At 45.8% G+C, this 16,614-nt stretch carries 14 protein-coding genes; 10 read left to right on the forward strand and 4 right to left on the reverse strand.

Annotated features, from left to right (window positions below):
• A partial coding sequence (locus HMPREF9446_RS18180) for a PD-(D/E)XK nuclease domain-containing protein (RefSeq protein WP_009124349.1) occupies positions 1–176 on the forward strand: 176 nt, incomplete at its 5' end.
• A 112-nt stretch (positions 177–288) separates the two neighbouring features.
• Here HMPREF9446_RS18180 and HMPREF9446_RS05020 read toward each other — a convergent pair.
• The 4 genes from HMPREF9446_RS05020 to HMPREF9446_RS05035 all read right to left on the reverse strand — a co-directional run bounded on the left by HMPREF9446_RS05020 (position 289) and on the right by HMPREF9446_RS05035 (position 7,526).
• Positions 289–2,436 (reverse strand): dipeptidyl-peptidase 5, encoded by a 2,148-nt coding sequence (locus HMPREF9446_RS05020; protein WP_009124350.1) that lies wholly within the window; start codon positions 2,434–2,436, stop codon positions 289–291.
• A gap of 137 nt (positions 2,437–2,573) precedes the next feature.
• Positions 2,574–3,905 carry an MATE family efflux transporter gene (locus HMPREF9446_RS05025; protein WP_009124351.1) on the reverse strand — a complete coding sequence of 444 codons (1,332 nt, stop codon included), beginning with the start codon at positions 3,903–3,905 and terminating at the stop codon, positions 2,574–2,576.
• A 103-nt stretch (positions 3,906–4,008) separates the two neighbouring features.
• Positions 4,009–5,859 (reverse strand): membrane protein insertase YidC, encoded by a 1,851-nt coding sequence (gene yidC / locus HMPREF9446_RS05030; protein ID WP_009124352.1) that lies wholly within the window; start codon positions 5,857–5,859, stop codon positions 4,009–4,011.
• 47 nt (positions 5,860–5,906) lie between these two features.
• Entirely contained in the window at positions 5,907–7,526 is a 1,620-nt protein-coding gene (locus HMPREF9446_RS05035; RefSeq protein ID WP_009124353.1) for a CTP synthase, read from the reverse strand.
• A 253-nt stretch (positions 7,527–7,779) separates the two neighbouring features.
• Between HMPREF9446_RS05035 and HMPREF9446_RS05040 the strand changes: the two genes are divergently transcribed.
• From HMPREF9446_RS05040 to galE, 9 genes are all read left to right on the forward strand, one after another.
• Positions 7,780–9,219, forward strand: a complete 1,440-nt coding sequence (locus tag HMPREF9446_RS05040; RefSeq protein ID WP_009124354.1) for a DUF3078 domain-containing protein — start codon at positions 7,780–7,782, stop codon at positions 9,217–9,219.
• A gap of 203 nt (positions 9,220–9,422) precedes the next feature.
• The gene (locus HMPREF9446_RS05045) at positions 9,423–9,842 is read left to right on the forward strand and encodes a SoxR reducing system RseC family protein (protein WP_009124355.1); all 420 of its coding nucleotides are present in this window, start codon (positions 9,423–9,425) and stop codon (positions 9,840–9,842) included.
• 36 nt (positions 9,843–9,878) lie between these two features.
• The gene (locus tag HMPREF9446_RS05050) at positions 9,879–10,826 is read left to right on the forward strand and encodes a Fe-S cluster domain-containing protein (protein ID WP_009124356.1); all 948 of its coding nucleotides are present in this window, start codon (positions 9,879–9,881) and stop codon (positions 10,824–10,826) included.
• A 38-nt stretch (positions 10,827–10,864) separates the two neighbouring features.
• A complete protein-coding gene (gene rsxC / locus HMPREF9446_RS05055) occupies positions 10,865–12,202 on the forward strand; it encodes an electron transport complex subunit RsxC (protein ID WP_009124357.1) in 1,338 nt (445 codons plus the stop codon).
• 91 nt (positions 12,203–12,293) lie between these two features.
• On the forward strand, positions 12,294–13,286 hold the full coding sequence (locus HMPREF9446_RS05060; protein ID WP_009124358.1) for an RnfABCDGE type electron transport complex subunit D: 993 nt from the start codon (positions 12,294–12,296) through the stop codon (positions 13,284–13,286).
• Positions 13,283–13,948: an RnfABCDGE type electron transport complex subunit G gene (locus tag HMPREF9446_RS05065; protein ID WP_009124359.1), complete on the forward strand. Its 666-nt coding sequence runs from the start codon at positions 13,283–13,285 to the stop codon at positions 13,946–13,948. Before HMPREF9446_RS05060 ends, HMPREF9446_RS05065 begins: the two co-directional genes overlap by 4 nt.
• A 16-nt stretch (positions 13,949–13,964) precedes the next feature.
• Positions 13,965–14,549, forward strand: coding sequence for an electron transport complex subunit RsxE (gene rsxE / locus HMPREF9446_RS05070; protein WP_039968612.1), 585 nt, complete (start codon positions 13,965–13,967; stop codon positions 14,547–14,549).
• Between the two features lie 24 nt (positions 14,550–14,573).
• A complete protein-coding gene (gene rsxA, locus HMPREF9446_RS05075; protein ID WP_009124361.1) occupies positions 14,574–15,152 on the forward strand; it encodes an electron transport complex subunit RsxA in 579 nt (192 codons plus the stop codon).
• Between the two features lie 127 nt (positions 15,153–15,279).
• Positions 15,280–16,314 (forward strand): UDP-glucose 4-epimerase GalE, encoded by a 1,035-nt coding sequence (gene galE, locus HMPREF9446_RS05080; RefSeq protein ID WP_009124362.1) that lies wholly within the window; start codon positions 15,280–15,282, stop codon positions 16,312–16,314.
• The last annotated feature ends 300 nt before the right edge of the window (positions 16,315–16,614 follow it).

Here is a 16,614-nt window from a genome sequence, read left to right on the forward strand (position 1 = left end):
ATGCCATTTATGTCTTCGAATTCAAACTGGACGGAAGCGCTGAGGATGCCTTGCGGCAGATAAAGGAAAAGGGCTATCTGATTCCTTATACGCTGGACGGGAAACGTCTTGTGAAGGTAGGGGTGAACTTCAGCAAGGAGACACGGAATGTGGACAGGTATATTGTGGAAGAATAGACTTTAAAAATCAATTAATAACCCTACTATAATATATAAAAAAGACAGGCAGGTGTGTCAAAATAAAGATTTAGAACACACCTGCCTGTCTTTTTTATACTTCCAGAGGTAGTTATTTGGCAGGTTTCAACCATTTATCCAGCCATTCGAAGAAAGTGCGTTGCCACAGAACGCCATTCTGGGGTTTCAGTACCCAGTGGTTCTCGTCAGGATAGATAAGCAATTCTGCCGGTACTCCACGCATTACGGCAGCATCGAAGGCAGCCATTGCCTGGTTGGCGAGAATGCGGAAGTCTTTCTCTCCGTGGATGCAGAGAATAGGGGTGTCCCATTTATCAACAAACTTATGCGGGGAATTGGCAAATGTACGTTGTGCCGTAGCATTGTTCTTTTCCCAATATGCGCCACCCATATCCCAGTTGGCAAACCACTTCTCTTCTGTTTCCAGATATTGCATTTCCATATTGAAGATACCGTCGTGGGCGATGAACGCCTTGAAACGTTTATCGTGATGGCCGGCAAGCCAATATACGGAGAAACCTCCAAAACTGGCACCTACACAACCCAGACGGTCTTTATCCACGTACGGCTCTTTGGCTACCTCATCAATGGCCGTGAAATAATCTTTCATGCACTGGCCACCGTAATCACCGCTGATAGCTTCGTTCCATTCTACACCGAAACCGGGAAGACCACGGCGGTTGGGAGCCACGATGATGTAGTCGTTGGCCGCCATAATCTGGAAATTCCAACGGTAGCTCCAGAACTGGCTGACAGGACTCTGAGGACCCCCTTCACAGAAGAGCAGGGTAGGATACTTCTTGTTCGGGTCGAATTGGGGAGGATAGATTACCCATGTCAACATCTGCTTGCCATCGGTAGTCTTCATCCAGCGTGCTTCCACTTTCCCCATTTCCAACTGATCGTAGATTGGCTTGTTTTCGAAGGTCAGTTGGGTAGCTTCAGCAAAATCACTGCCATATTGGAGGGGCAGGGAGTAGATTTCATCCCCCATGCTCATGGAATGGCGCTTGGCAACCATCTTGTCACCGCAAAGTGCAAGGGAGGCGTAGTCGTACATTCCATTGGTTAGTTGGGTCAGTTTGTTGCCGTCAGCAAGATTGATGTTATAAATCTGCGTTTCGCCGTGCCATACACCGATAAAATAGATACTTTGGGAGTCTTTGTTCCACAAGAAAGCATCTACGTTGGATTCGAATGCTTGGCTGACAAAGTGTTTCTCGCCGGTAGCCCGGTCCATTATACACAGACGGTTGAGGTCTGCTTCATAGCCGTCGCGCTCCATGCTTTGCCAGGCAATGTATTTTCCATCCGGAGAATATTGCGGATTCGTATCATATCCTGCCATCTCATTTTTGTTGTCAGAGTCTTTTCCATCCTTTTTGCAAAGGTTGATGAAACCGCCTTTATTGACATCGTATTCGTAAATGTCAGAGTCGGTAGAAATGGCGTATGCCAATCCGGTCTTCATACGGCAGGTAAAAGCGACCTTGTCTGATGCCGGACTCCATGCCAGTTGTTCAATACCGCCCCAAGGTTTCATCGGGCTTTCGTAAGGCAATCCTTCAAGGATGTCTTTGACGTTGTTGATGGCATTGCCGTCAAAATCGGCTACAAACGGATGGGGGGCGGTAGTTACCCATTCGTCCCAATGCTTGTACATCAGATCGGTAACGATGATGCCGGTTGCTTTGGGAAGGTCGGGATATTTGTCGGCCGTGCTCTTTACGGTCTTGACCTGGGCGATGAAAAGCAGCTTCTTGCCATCGGGAGAGAAAGAGAAACCTTCAATGTCGCCGTCATATCGGGTCAACTGTTTACGGTCGCTGCCGTCCGGATTCATTTCCCATACCTGGCTGCTGCCGCTTTCATTGCACAGGAAAGCGATTTTCTTGCCGTCTTTAAACCAGGTAGGCTGACTTTCCTGCCAGGCATCGCGGGTAATTTGAGTATTACCGCTGCCGTCTGCGTTCATAACGAATATTTCGTTGTTACTCTTGTTCTGCGATACACTGTAATAAGCCACCGAATAGGCTATCTGTTTTTCATCGGGAGATACGGCTACTCCACCGATACGTCCCATAGCCCACAACGCTTCCGGAGTCATGCGCTTGCCTTCAATCTTGATGTCCGAGCGTTCGATAAGCGCCGCTGCATCTTGTTGTCCGGCCTCCTTTGTCCCTCCGCAGGAGGCTAATGTCATAGCTGCTGACATAAGCAATAGGTTTACTTGTTTCATATATGTTGTTCGTTTCAGTTATTTAAATGCAAAGATAATGTAAAATTCCGATTAAGTGAGATAAGAAGAAACTCGTTTCTTGTTACGAACCTAAACCGGGAGTAGAATTCACCTGCTTACGCCGAGGTGCAGCCGGATCATATCTTTCTTCCCTGCCAATTTCCACGTTTGATGTAAAACCAGCAGAAAACAAGGATAAAGGTGGAATAGACCATTTCGGAAGTCCAGCAGAGGGCTACATCCAGCTGCAGGTAAAAGATTATGTAGGTGATATAGGCTACATATATAACCAGGGTAGCCATCTCCAGGCCTAATGCGGTACGCGTGTTACCGGTGCCGGAGACTGCCTGGAAATAGACATTGGCAGGTACCAGAAACAGATAAGTGGAGCACATCACCCAAAGTGAATGGACGGATGCTTCCTGCAGGTCGGGCATATCGGTGTAGATACTCAATATCAACTTGGGGAATAAGGTAAAAAGCAGTGCCAACGGCAGCACGAACATGTAGGCAATGCGTATGTGCTGGCGGATAGTACCGGGTACGCAATCGGCATGTCCCGCGCCGATGAGGTTACTTACCAGTGAGCCGCAGGTGGAGGCAAACGCCATCAGTACCATAAACAAGATACCGGATACGTTGCGTATAATATTGGTGACGGCCAATGAGCGCTCTCCCAGGTGCTCTACATAAAGGAAGAACAGGAACCAGGTGGATAACGAGAAGAAGTTCTGTATCATGGTCCAAAAGGAGACATTCAACATTCTCTTCAATGCACTGAAATTGAATTTAGGAACGCGATCCAGGCCATACTTGCGGCAGTCGATGCGGTAACGGGTATAGAGGATGAAAAAGACCAATGATACAAGTTCGGCCATGGATGAACCGATAGCCGCTCCTGCAATGCCGAGTGCGGGAAATCCGAACTTGCCAAAAATAAGAATGTAGTTGAATACAACATTGCTTAGCACCATTACGATGGAGTTCAAAGTCAGTGTCTTGGTCTGTGTCGTTCCCAGGAAGAAGGCGCGGAATATGACAGCGCTGAATGAGAAGAAGGCGCCGAATACACGCCAATGCAGATAACTGGTAGCTGCTTCGTATATGTGTTCCGAGGTGACGATTTGTTTCAGTATAATCGGTGAGAAACAATAGGAGAGCAGGAACATGACAGCTGCCAGTCCTATCTGGAAATAGATACCTTGGTAGAAAAGATTGCCTATTTCTTTATACTGCTGTTCGCCATTGCGCCTTGCAATAAGGATTTGTGCCCCGATGCTGAAGCCGAACGCCACCATGAAGATGACCATGTAGAATACACCGGCTATGGCGGATGCACCTAATTCAACCTCGCCTACACGCCCCAGAAAGGCAGTGTCCGTCATGCCTATCATCTGTTCCATAATCAGACTGATAAGGATGGGGTAGGCAATGAGCCATATTTCTTTGTAGGTATATTGGGTTTGCATATAATAAGTTATAGTCTATGAGTTTTTTGGTTTATAAAGGCTAAGAAAGCCGGACAATGTATATTGCCCGGCTTTCAGTAAAAGAGTATCTTGAACAAATTCTTTATTTTTTGTTCTGTCTTTCTTTCATCATCTGCTCCTGTTGCTTTTGCATAGCTTCCAGGCGGGCTGCGAAACCGGTTTTCTTCATCTTCTTCGGATCCTTTTTATTGGCTTCCAATTGTGCGAGCAGTTGCTCCTCGTTGGTAGTCTTACGCATGATGAGCGTAGTTACCACGCTGATCAGTGTAGAGATGAAGTAATAATAGTTCAATCCCGAAGGATAGTCGTTCAATACGAATAAGAACATGATAGGCATCAGATAGGACATCCACTTCATGGCAGCCATCTGAGGGTTGGCGCCGGTATCTTGCTGTTGCATCATATACTTCGTGTTCAGTATATTGGTCACGGTCATCAGCAGGCAGAACAAGCTGAGGTGACTGCCCAGGAACGGGATATGGAACGGGAAGTTAATGAACGCATCATACGTGGAGAGGTCATCTGCCCACAAGAAGCTTTGTTGACGAAGTTCGATGGCACTCGGTACGAACATAAACAACGCCATCAGGATAGGGAACTGTATCAGCATCGGCAGACAGCCGCCCATCGGGCTTACACCGTATTGGCTGTAGAGCCCCATCACCTCCTGCTGCTTCTTCATGGCATCTTCCTGCTTGGGGTATTTCTTGTTGATTTCATCGATTTTCGGTTTCAGTACACGCATCTTGGCAGAAGACATGTAGGTTTTCCAGGTTGCCGGGAATACCACAGCTTTTACAATCAGCGTCATCAGCAACAATACGATACCCATTCCCAGTCCCCAACCGGACAACCAGTCGAAGATGTTGATGGTAAACCATTGGTTGATTTGGCGGACAACCGGCCAACCTAAATAAACCAGGCGGTTCAATTCCCATTTTTCGTCACGTCCTTTATCAAGGGCGGTCAGAGTCTTGTAATGGTTAGGACCGAAGTAAAAAAACAGTTGGGTAGCCTCTTTCCCTGTGGGATCGAATCTGGTACTCATTTCAGCTGAGTAATCCTTGATGTATCCACTTCCCTGCGGCTCCATCTTAGAAGCAATCTTGGCCTTTTCGAAATCGGCATCAGCCAGGAATACACTGGAGAAGAACTGATTTTTGAAAGCAATCCAGTCCAGACGTCCAGAGATTTCCTTTTCATCGTTGTTATTGGCAGACAGATAATCGGTACCTTCTCCGGTCATCTTGTAGGTCAACTCAGACAGACGGTTCTCATAGGTGTAACCTTTTTCAATCTGGCGGGCGCGTTGTGCCCATTCGATATCTACATAATTGTTGGTAGCTGCCAGTTTACCTTCCATATTGACTGCCCGGATTGTAAAATCAACCAGGTAAGTGTCATTGTGCATGGTGTAGGTAAAATCAATATAGCTGGCACTGTCTGCCGACAAACGCATGGTAACTGTACTGTCTGTACGGTTGACTGCGGTGAAGTAAAGGTCTTCTGTCTGGATAGTCTCCTTCTTGTTATAGAAAAGGAAATTCATGGAGGCGTCATCACCGCTGAATAAGGTGACGGGAGTTGTCTTGTCCTGTCCCATATACTCCTTCAGCGTAGCCGAAGCAATGCGTCCACCTTTCGTGTCTACTTTTATTTCTGCCAGGTTATTCTGGATGGTTACCAGTGAGGCGGTTCCCTTGCGCGCTTCGAAGAAGAGGGCAGTGGAATCCACCACTCCGGTTTCTTTCTCGTTGGCTAAAGCCGCTTCTGATTTAGCTTTCAGAGCTTCTTCCCGTTGTTGTACCTGGGCAATAGAGTCGTAATAGCGTTGCTGCGCTTCCAGTTGCTCCTGGCTCGGACGGCTGAGGAAACTGAATCCTACCAGCAGGATGGCTATCAGAACAAGACCAGTAATGGTGTTTTTATCCATGTAAATATGTTTACGATTTTATAATTTACGATTTATTATGATTGAATTTATTTTTTCTCATTTTCGTTTTCAATGGCCGCTTTTACAAATGCAACGAACAACGGATGCGGGTGCAGTACCGTACTGCTGTATTCCGGATGGAACTGTGTGCCGACATACCATTTCAGCTTGGGGATTTCCACAATCTCTACCAAGTCTGATTCAGGATTGATACCTACACACTTCATGCCTGCTGCTTCATATTCGTCCTTGTATGCACTGTTGAACTCATAACGGTGGCGGTGGCGTTCTTGGATATGTTCGGTTCCGTATGCCTCGTATGCCTTGCTGCCTTCCTGCAATACACATTCGTAAGCGCCCAGACGCATTGTACCGCCCATGTTGGTGATGGATTTCTGTTCTTCCATAATGTCGATTACGTTGTGAGGGGTCTTTTCATCCATCTCGCGTGAGTTGGCATCGGCATATCCCAATACGTTGCGTGCAAATTCAATGGCGATGCATTGCATGCCCAGACAGATACCGAATGTCGGAATGTCGTGCGTACGGGCATACTTGATTGCCACAAACTTGCCGGCAATGCCGCGTTCGCCGAACCCCGGTCCGATCAATACACCGGCCATGCCTTTCAGTGCTTCGGCCACGTTGTCGTCTGTCAGTTTTTCACTGTTCACGAAATCTACCGATACTTTGCGGTCGTTGTAGGTTCCGGCTTGTGAAAGGGCTTCACGGATAGACTTGTAAGCATCCTGCAAATCATATTTTCCTACCAATGCAATGTGCAGCGGTTCTGTATTTTCTGCTTTATGGCGACGTTCGAGGAAAGCACGCCAGGGACCTAATCCTGGAGTATCACCTACCGGCAGTCCCATTTTCTTCAGAATGGTTACATCCAGTCCCTGTGCCTGCATCAAAATCGGAACTTCATAAATGGTAGGTGCGTCGATGCTCTGTACAACGGCATTTTCATCTACATTGCAGAAGAGTGCCACCTTTTTGCGCAGGGTAGTGCTTAGTTCGTGCTCTGTACGCAATACAAGTACATCTGGCTGGATTCCGGCGCTTTGCAACTCTTTGACAGAGTGCTGGGTCGGTTTGGTCTTCAATTCACCGGCAGCGGCAAGGTAGGGTACATAGGTAAGGTGTACGCACAGCGCATCTTTACCCAATTCCCACTTCAACTGGCGGATACTTTCCAGATAGGGCAGAGATTCGATATCACCCACCGTACCGCCGATTTCGGTAATGACAAAGTCGAACTTGTATTTGTTTCCCAACAATTTCACGTTACGTTTGATTTCGTCCGTGATGTGAGGAATGACCTGGATGGTTTTACCCAGATAGTCACCGCGGCGTTCTTTGTCTATAACACTCTTATAGATACGTCCGGTTGTAATGTTGTTCGCCTTAGTCGTTTGAATACCTAAGAAACGTTCGTAGTGTCCTAAGTCCAGATCGGCTTCGTGACCATCTACTGTTACGTAGCATTCTCCATGTTCGTAAGGGTTCAGTGTACCCGGGTCGATGTTGATGTACGGGTCAAACTTCTGGATGGTTACTTTGTAACCTCTTGCTTGCAGCAACTTACCGATGGAAGATGAGATAATGCCCTTGCCTAAAGAAGAGGCAACGCCACCGGTGACGAAAATATACTTTGTTTCTCCCACAACTATATTGTTTTTTTAATTTGTTGTATTACTTAATAATATAATGTACCCGTTGGTACACCTCGGACTTAAAAAGCGCAAAATTATAAAAAAAAGGAGAAGTACGGAAGGTTTTTTGCTTTTTTTCGTAGGAAGGAAGTTTTTGTCCGAGAGTAAGTGAAACGGGGATATGAGGAATATAATTTTAAGCCATATTATGTTTTCTAAATATTTTAGATTAAATTTGCGCTCAAATCATAGATATTGGGCTATTATGAAGAATAAAAAGATTTCAATCTGGGTACTTGCCGCGATGCTTTCTTCATCGATGATGGCACAGAATGCGGTAAAGCCCGTTTTAGAGGATAGTAAACAAGAAACGACAGTTCAGGCAGATACTTTGTCGGATGTAATGAAAGAGTATCTTATCCTGAAATTGAAGCCGGAAGGTTCACAATACAAAATGGATACTGTTTCTGTATTGTATGAAAAATACCTCGGGGTATTGGATTATCTGCAGGATCCTTCTACACCGGAAAGATACATTCCTACCAATCCGGATTATTACCGGTTGTTCCTCCCTCTTACTTTTTATAACGCTCCGATGGAACGCATTTCAAAGTTAAACTGGAGTTTCCGGGAATCGGATACCGTACCTGCATTGACTGCAGAACTGTTGCCGATCGATTCGTTGAGCTTTACGGAAAAAGAACGGGCCAACAAGCTTGTAGATCGGACCTTGCTGAATACTTACGTGAATCATCCGAAGCTGGTGGTAAGGACGGAGCAAGAGGTGATGAAAGGTAAGGTGTTCAGAGATAATATCGAGAAGGAGGTATCTTCCAAACCGTCTGTCGTGAAATTGTTCGGTCGTGAAAATATGGTAGGGGTGAGGGAGGATGCCGAAGTTATCATCCATAAACCCAATTGGTGGGTGACAGGCGGAAACGGTTCCTTGCAGATTACCCAGAACTATATTTCCGACAACTGGTATAAAGGTGGGGAAAGTACCAATGCGGTGCTTGCCAACCTGCAATTATTTGCCAATTATAATGACCGTGAAAAGGTTCAGTGGGAAAATTTGCTGGATGCGAAATTGGGATTCAGTTCCGCGCCTTCCGATAAATTCCATGATTACCTGGTTAGTACCGACCAGCTCCGGTTGTACAGCAAATTGGGTATTCAGGCTGCGTCAAAATGGTACTATACCATCACGACTGAATTCAAGACCCAGTTCTGCAACGGCTATAAAGCCAATAGTGAGGAGCTTGTTTCCGCATTCTTTGCTCCGGCAGACTGGTCGAGCAGTATCGGTATGGACTATAAGCTGAAAAAGGAAAAATTCACTCTTTCTGTTTTTATGGCTCCGTTGACTTATATGTTGCGTTATGTAGGAAACAAGGGGGTGAATGAAGTAAGTTTCGGTCTGGATGAGGGCAAGTGTGTCAAGCATAACTTCGGTTCCCAAGTGCAGCCCACTTTGTCATGGACAATCATCCCTTCTATAGTATTGGATTCCCGCCTGGATTTTCAGACAAGTTATGAGTGGACTCGTATCGAATGGGAAAATACGGTGAATTTTGTATTGAACCGTTACTTGTCTACCAAGCTCTATGTGCATGCCCGTTTCGACGACAGTGCGAAACCTACCGAGGGTGACAGCTATTTTCAAGTAAAGGAATTGCTGAGCTTCGGTATCAATTACAAATGGTAACCATATACATGGTTGACAATTAAAAAACGCGCTCCGTTGGATGACAACGGGGCGTTTTTTTATGTTTTCCGATAGAAAAAATAAAGAAAAACCGCAAAAAACAGGAAAAAGCACGTTTACGCACACAGAAAATGCATGGGAAAGGTTTGCAGTTCACAAATAATGCGTAAATTTGCCGCAATTTGTAATGCACACTTTGCAAAATGGCGAATACTATAAGACATCAAGGTATTGTGGAAAACATAAACGGCTCTCATCTTAAAGTGAGAATTGTCCAGACTTCAGCATGTGCTTCATGTAGTGTCAAGGGACATTGTACTTCCGCAGACACTAAAGAAAAACTCATTGATGTGACGGATATCAATGCCGCCTCTTATCAAGCCGGTGACCGCGTATGGGTGGTCGGGGAACTTTCGATGGGGGTAATGGCGGTCTTGCTTGCTTTTATACTTCCTTTCCTTATCTTGGTTATTTCTCTCTTTGTCTTTATGGCTGTTTGGAATGACGAACTGAGTTCCGCACTTTGTTCGCTGGCGCTTCTCATACCTTATTATTATATAATGTGGTTGAATAAGTCGCGGATGGGTAAGAAATTCTCTTTTACAATACGACCAATGATCTAACTAATACATAACAAATAATTAATAAACAACTAATTTATGAATGTAATTCTGATTGCAGTGATTTCTTTGGGAGCTATAGCGCTGATATCTGCCGCTATTCTTTACATTGCTTCCAAGAAATTCGCCGTGTATGAAGATCCGCGAATTGCACAGGTGGCAGAAGTACTGCCTCAGGCAAATTGTGGTGGATGTGGTTACCCCGGTTGTAGCGGATTTGCCGACGCATGCGTGAAGGCGGGTTCACTGGAAGGCAAACTTTGTCCGGTAGGCGGACAGCCTGTTATGGCAAAGGTCGCTGAGATTCTGGGCTTGGATGCCGCTGCTTCTGAACCGATGGTTGCGGTGGTGAGATGTAATGGTACTTGTGCCAACCGTCCTCGTGTAAACCAGTACGACGGAGCAAAGAGTTGTGCTATTGCCGCTTCTCTTTATGGTGGTGAGACGGGGTGTAGTTATGGTTGCTTGGGCTGTGGCGATTGTGTAGCCGCTTGCCAGTTCGATGCTATCCACATGAATCCGGAAACGGGCCTTCCCGAAGTGGACGAAGCCAAATGTACGGCATGTGGAGCTTGTGCCAAGGCTTGTCCCAAGAATATTATTGAAATTCGTCCGCAAGGCAAGAAGTCACGCCGTATGTATGTACAGTGCGTGAATAAAGACAAAGGTGCCGTAGCGCGTAAGGCTTGTACCGTTGCTTGTATAGGTTGCGGCAAGTGTGTGAAGGTGTGCCCGTTTGAAGCTATCACACTGGAAAACAATCTGGCATATATTGACCCTAATAAATGTAAATCTTGCCGCAAGTGTGAAGAGGCTTGTCCGCAAAATACCATTATTGCGCTTAACTTCCCGCCGCGTAAGCCGAAGGCAGAAGGAGAGGCTCCGGCTGCGGCAAAAGCGGTAACGGCTGCCAAGGTTGCAGAAGCTCCGGTGAAAACGGTAGAGGCTCCCAAGACAGCAGGAGAAACTCCGAAGGCAGAGGCATAAATTAATAAGTAAATAAACGACTAAAAATACAGAATTGTATGTTGAAGACATTTTCAATTGGTGGAGTTCATCCACACGAAAATAAACTTTCAGCGCATCAGCCCATTATCAAGGCGGAGATTCCGGCCAAAGCCGTTATCTTGCTGGGACAGCACATCGGTGCTCCCGCAAAGCCTATCGTGGCTAAAGGTGATGTTGTGAAAGTGGGTACAAAGATTGCCGAACCCGGTGGCTTCGTATCTGCAGCTATTCATTCGTCTGTCAGCGGAAAAGTCGCTAAGATTGACTCCATTGTCGATGCCAGCGGATACGCTAAACCGGCCATTTTTATCGATGTGGAAGGGGATGAGTGGGAAGAGTCCATTGACCGTAGCGAAACATTGGTGAAGGAATGTAACCTGACTTCTGAAGAAATTGTGAAGAAGATTGCCGATGCCGGCATCGTGGGTTTGGGTGGCGCTTGTTTCCCTACTCAAGTCAAGTTGTGCCCTCCTCCCGCATTCAAGGCGGAATGTGTAATTATCAACGCTGTAGAGTGTGAACCCTACTTGACTGCAGACCACCAGCTTATGTTGGAACATGCGGAAGAGATTATGGTAGGTGTGTCTATCCTGATGAAAGCGGTTAAAGTGAACAAGGCATTTATCGGTATCGAGAACAACAAGCCCGATGCTATTCAACTGATGACGAAAGTTGCATCCAGCTATGCCGGCATTGAGGTGGTTCCTTTGAAAGTACAGTATCCGCAAGGAGGTGAGAAGCAGTTGATTGATGCGGTTATCAGCCGTCAGGTTGCTGCCGGTGCATTGCCGATCTCTACCGGAGCTGTGGTTCAGAATGTGGGTACGGCATTTGCTGTTTACCAGGCAGTTCAGAAGAACAAGCCGTTGTTTGAACGTGTCATTACCGTGACTGGCAAATCACTGGCGAAACCGTCTAATTTCTTGGCGCGTATCGGTACGCCGATGCAGCAGTTGATTGACGCCTGCGGCGGACTTCCCGAAGATACGGGTAAGATTATCGGTGGCGGTCCGATGATGGGTAAAGCGTTGGTAAATACAGGTGTACCGACTGCCAAGGGTAGCTCCGGCATTCTGATTATGAACAACAAAGAAGCTAAACGTGGCGAAATACAACCCTGTATCCGTTGTGCCAAGTGCGTAGGCGCTTGCCCAATGGGTCTGGAACCTTACTTGCTTGCCACCGTTTCGGCTCATGGAGATTTTGAAAGAGTAGAGAAAGAAGATATCATGTCTTGTATCGAATGTGGTTCATGCCAGTTCACTTGCCCTTCCAACCGTCCGATGTTGGACTACATCCGTTTGGGTAAAGGTAAGGTAGGAGCCATGATCCGTGCACGGCAGGCAAAAAAATGAAAGAATGAACAATGAAAGAATGAAAGGCTGAAAATGCGTAACCAACACTTTTCATTAGTAGTTCTTTCATTATTAATTTTAGAATAAATCTATGAATAAATTAATCGTATCCCTTTCGCCCCACGTTCATGGCGGTGACAGCGTGAAGAAGAACATGTACGGTGTGCTTATTGCATTGCTTCCGGCATTCCTTGTATCGCTTTACTTTTTCGGACTGGGCGCACTGATTGTTACGGCTACTTCCGTAGCTGCCTGCTTGTTCTTTGAATGGGCTATCGGCAAGTTCCTTATGAAGAAAGAAACCACAACCATCTGTGATGGCTCGGCCATTATTACCGGTGTGTTGCTGGCGTTTAACTTACCGTCTAATCTGCCTGTCTGGATTATTGTCTTGGGTGCCTTGTTTGCTATCGGTGTAGGCAAGATGTCGTTTGGCGGTTTGGGTTGTAATCCTTTTAATCCGGCATTGGCGGGACGTGTGTTCCTGCTGCTCTCTTTTCCGGTGCAGATGACTACCTGGCCGGCTGTCGGTCAATTGACAGCTTATGCAGACGCCACTACAGCGGCTACACCGTTGGCTATTATGAAAGGAGTCATCAATGGTGCTCCGGGCATGTCTTTAAGCGACCTTCCGGGTGCTTTTGACTTGCTGATCGGTAATAACGGCGGATGCCTTGGTGAAGTCAGTGCGTTGGCGTTGCTGTTGGGGCTGGCTTATATGTTATGGAAGAAAATCATCACCTGGCATATTCCCGTATCTATTCTGGTGACCGTATTTGTATTTTCCGGCATCATGTATTTGGTTAATCCAGAGCTCTACGTTTCTCCGGTAGTGCAGTTGCTTTCCGGTGGTTTGATGCTCGGCGCTGTTTTCATGGCTACGGACTATGTAACATCTCCCATGAGCCACAAGGGTATGTTGATATATGGTGTATGTATCGGTTTGCTGACGGTAATAATCCGTCTGTTCGGTGCATATCCTGAAGGTATGTCGTTCGCTATTCTTATTATGAATGCGTTCACTCCGCTGATTAACACTTATGTTAAACCTAAACGCTTTGGGGAGGTAGCGAAGAAGAAATGAAAAAATTAGAATCATCCTTGAAGAATATGTTGCTGGTACTTACGGGGGTTACTGCTATCTCCGTAGCGTTGCTGGCTTATGTAAATGAATTGACTAAGGAGCCTATTGCGCAGGCTAATGCCAAGACATTGAGCGATGCCGTGAGTGCCGTAGTTCCGGGATTCGACAACGATCCGATTGCCGAAAAGAAAGTACAGGAAGTGAATGGCGTTGAGTATTCCGTATATCCTGCCACTAAGGGGGGAGAATATATCGGTGCCGCTGTGGAAGCTGTTGCAATGGGGTTCGGTGGCGAACTGAAGGTTTTGGTCGGTTTCGATGCTGAAGGCAAGATTATTGATTACTCGCTGTTGGCACATGCTGAAACTCCGGGATTGGGTTCCAAGGCCGCCGATTGGTTTAAGAAAGGCAATAAGGGAGATATCACCGGCATGAATCCGGGGGAGGCCCCGTTGACGGTAAGTAAGGATGGTGGTAAGGTAGATGCCATTACTGCTTCTACCATTACTTCACGTGCTTTCCTGAACGCAGTAAATGCAGCCTATGCGGCTTATGCCGGCCAGAATACGGCGGATGGTGCTACCGGTGCTACCCAAAAGAATGTTGAATCAACTGATGCCGCGGCGGACACCCTTGCTGCGGATTCTATCGGTGCTAAATAAGAAAGGAGTAGAAGATATGAATAATTTTAAAGTGATGATGAACGGGATTATCAAAGAAAATCCTACGTTTGTGCTCCTGCTTGGCATGTGCCCTACATTGGGCACCACTTCTTCCGCCATCAACGGTATGGGTATGGGACTGGCCACAATGTTCGTGCTTATTTGTTCCAATGTGGTGATCTCTGCTATCAAGAACTTGATTCCCGACATGGTACGTATCCCTTCATTCATTGTGGTTATCGCATCTTTCGTGACGCTGTTGCAGATGATTATGCAGGCATACGTTCCTGCATTGTATGCAACGTTAGGTCTGTTTATCCCATTGATTGTTGTGAACTGTATTGTATTGGGACGTGCTGAAGCGTTTGCTGCCAAAAATAATCCGGTTGCTTCTTTCTTTGATGGATTGGGTATGGGCCTGGGCTTTACCATTGCATTGACTCTGCTCGGCGCTGTCCGCGAGTTCTTGGGAACGGGTAAGGTTTTCAATTTGACTCTTCTCCCCGAAGAATACGGTATGCTGGTATTTGTCCTTGCTCCGGGTGCATTTATTGCATTGGGCTATCTTATAGCATTAATCAACGGCTTGAAGAAGAATTAATTCTTTGATTATTAATTTAGAGTTATGGAATATATATTGATATTTATCTCGGCAATCTTTGTAAATAACATCGTATTGTCGCAATTCTTGGGAATTTGTCCGTTCCTGGGCGTTTCCAAGAAAGTGGAGACTGCGTTGGGCATGTCGGCGGCGGTAGCATTTGTGCTCACTATCGCCACTATCGTGACATTCCTTATTCAAAAGTATGTACTCGATGCTTTCGGGTTGGGATATTTGCAGACTATTACTTTCATTCTGGTGATTGCCGCTTTGGTACAGATGGTGGAAATCATCTTGAAGAAAGTTTCTCCTTCATTGTACCAGGCTTTAGGTGTGTTCCTGCCGTTGATTACAACCAACTGTTGTATCCTTGGTGTAGCCATCCTGGTTATCCAGAAGGATTATGATTTGCTGACGGGAGTTGTCTATGCATTCTCTACGGCACTCGGGTTCGGTTTGGCATTGACCTTGTTTGCCGGCCTGCGCGAACAGATGAGCCTTGTAAATATACCGAAAGGTATGCAGGGAACCCCCATCGCGCTGATTACCGCCGGTCTGTTGGCGATGGCGTTCATGGGCTTTTCCGGAGTAGTGAAGATTTAAAGTCATAGACTTGAGAGATGGAAAAAGGGCATAAATTAAATTTTATGCCCTTTTTCTGTTTTTCTTAATTTATTTCCTTACATTTGCGGCGTAAAGATAACCTAAAAGCTAAATTATCTATAGTTGTATGAAAGAAAAGATTTTAGTTACAGGAGGGACCGGCTATATTGGTTCTCATACTGTTGTGGAACTTCAGAACGCAGGTTATGAAGTTGTTATTATTGATAATTTGTCAAACTCCAGCGCGGATGTTGTAGATAACATTGAAAAAGTATCCGGCATACGTCCTGCTTTTGAAAAGTTGGACTGTCTGGATTACGCAGGTCTTGACGCTGTGTTTGCTAAATATAAAGGCATCAAAGCTATAATTCACTTTGCTGCAAGCAAGGCTGTCGGTGAATCGGTTGAGAAACCGTTGCTTTATTACCGCAACAATTTGGTTTCACTGATCAACCTGCTGGAACTGATGCCGAAACATGGAGTGGAAGGTATTGTATTCTCCTCTTCCTGTACGGTGTATGGCCAGCCCGATGAACTTCCGGTGACGGAACAGGCTCCTATCAAGAAAGCTGAGTCCCCTTACGGAAACACGAAGCAGATTAATGAAGAAATTGTTCGCGATACGGTCGCATCAGGTGCTCCTATTAATGCTATCCTGTTGCGTTACTTCAATCCGATCGGTGCACATCCTACCGCCTTACTTGGTGAATTGCCGAATGGGGTACCTCAGAATCTCGTACCTTACCTCACTCAGACAGCTATTGGTATCCGTGAGAAATTGAGCGTTTTCGGTAACGACTACGATACACCTGATGGTTCTTGCATCCGTGACTTCATCAATGTGGTAGATTTGGCAAAGGCACATGTGGTTGCCATTAACCGTATTCTGGAGAAGAAACAGAAAGAGAAAGTTGAAGTATTCAATATCGGTACAGGCCGTGGACTTACGGTGCTTGAGTTGATCAATGCCTTTGAGAAGGCTACCGGCGTGAAGTTGAACTATCAGATTGTGGGTCGTCGTGCTGGTGATATTGAGAAAGTATGGGCTAATCCCGAATTGGCAAACAATGAATTGGGATGGAAAGCTGAAACCAGTATCGAAGATACTTTACTTTCTGCTTGGAACTGGCAGTTGAAGCTTCGTGAAAGAGGTATTCAATAAAATAAATGCATTTGTATTTTTTTAACAAATAGAACATAAACAAATGCCTCCCCGCGTTTGTTTATAGTATGCAAATCAGCCTGAAGCTCTTTATGTATATGTGAATATCCGTAATTAGTACGTATGCCTCCCCGGCATAGACAGGTAAGATTGCATAGTAGTTTTGTCGTGTTTTATTTTGTGTTTGTGTTGTGAATAAGCCTTGTCGAGAGACAAGGCTTATTTTTTTAAGTACTGTTCTATTTCCATAGCTGTAGCATCTTTCAGGGATCAACGTAAAAACCTGAGGGATTTTGTATT

It is taken from the genome of Bacteroides fluxus YIT 12057 (genome assembly GCF_000195635.1).
GTDB lineage: Bacteria > Bacteroidota > Bacteroidia > Bacteroidales > Bacteroidaceae > Bacteroides > Bacteroides fluxus.

What these genes read in the sequence shown, in the direction of transcription:
- HMPREF9446_RS05020 (WP_009124350.1), bottom strand. Translation starts at nt 2,436, where the DNA reads ATGAAACAAGTAAACCTATTGCTTATGTCAGCAGCTATGACATTAGCC.
- HMPREF9446_RS05025 (WP_009124351.1), bottom strand. Translation starts at nt 3,905, where the DNA reads ATGCAAACCCAATATACCTACAAAGAAATATGGCTCATTGCCTACCCC.
- yidC (WP_009124352.1), bottom strand. Translation starts at nt 5,859, where the DNA reads ATGGATAAAAACACCATTACTGGTCTTGTTCTGATAGCCATCCTGCTG.
- HMPREF9446_RS05040 (WP_009124354.1), top strand. Translation starts at nt 7,780, where the DNA reads ATGAAGAATAAAAAGATTTCAATCTGGGTACTTGCCGCGATGCTTTCT.
- HMPREF9446_RS05045 (WP_009124355.1), top strand. Translation starts at nt 9,423, where the DNA reads ATGGCGAATACTATAAGACATCAAGGTATTGTGGAAAACATAAACGGC.
- HMPREF9446_RS05050 (WP_009124356.1), top strand. Translation starts at nt 9,879, where the DNA reads ATGAATGTAATTCTGATTGCAGTGATTTCTTTGGGAGCTATAGCGCTG.
- rsxC (WP_009124357.1), top strand. Translation starts at nt 10,865, where the DNA reads ATGTTGAAGACATTTTCAATTGGTGGAGTTCATCCACACGAAAATAAA.
- HMPREF9446_RS05060 (WP_009124358.1), top strand. Translation starts at nt 12,294, where the DNA reads ATGAATAAATTAATCGTATCCCTTTCGCCCCACGTTCATGGCGGTGAC.
- HMPREF9446_RS05065 (WP_009124359.1), top strand. Translation starts at nt 13,283, where the DNA reads ATGAAAAAATTAGAATCATCCTTGAAGAATATGTTGCTGGTACTTACG.
- rsxE (WP_039968612.1), top strand. Translation starts at nt 13,965, where the DNA reads ATGAATAATTTTAAAGTGATGATGAACGGGATTATCAAAGAAAATCCT.
- rsxA (WP_009124361.1), top strand. Translation starts at nt 14,574, where the DNA reads ATGGAATATATATTGATATTTATCTCGGCAATCTTTGTAAATAACATC.
- galE (WP_009124362.1), top strand. Translation starts at nt 15,280, where the DNA reads ATGAAAGAAAAGATTTTAGTTACAGGAGGGACCGGCTATATTGGTTCT.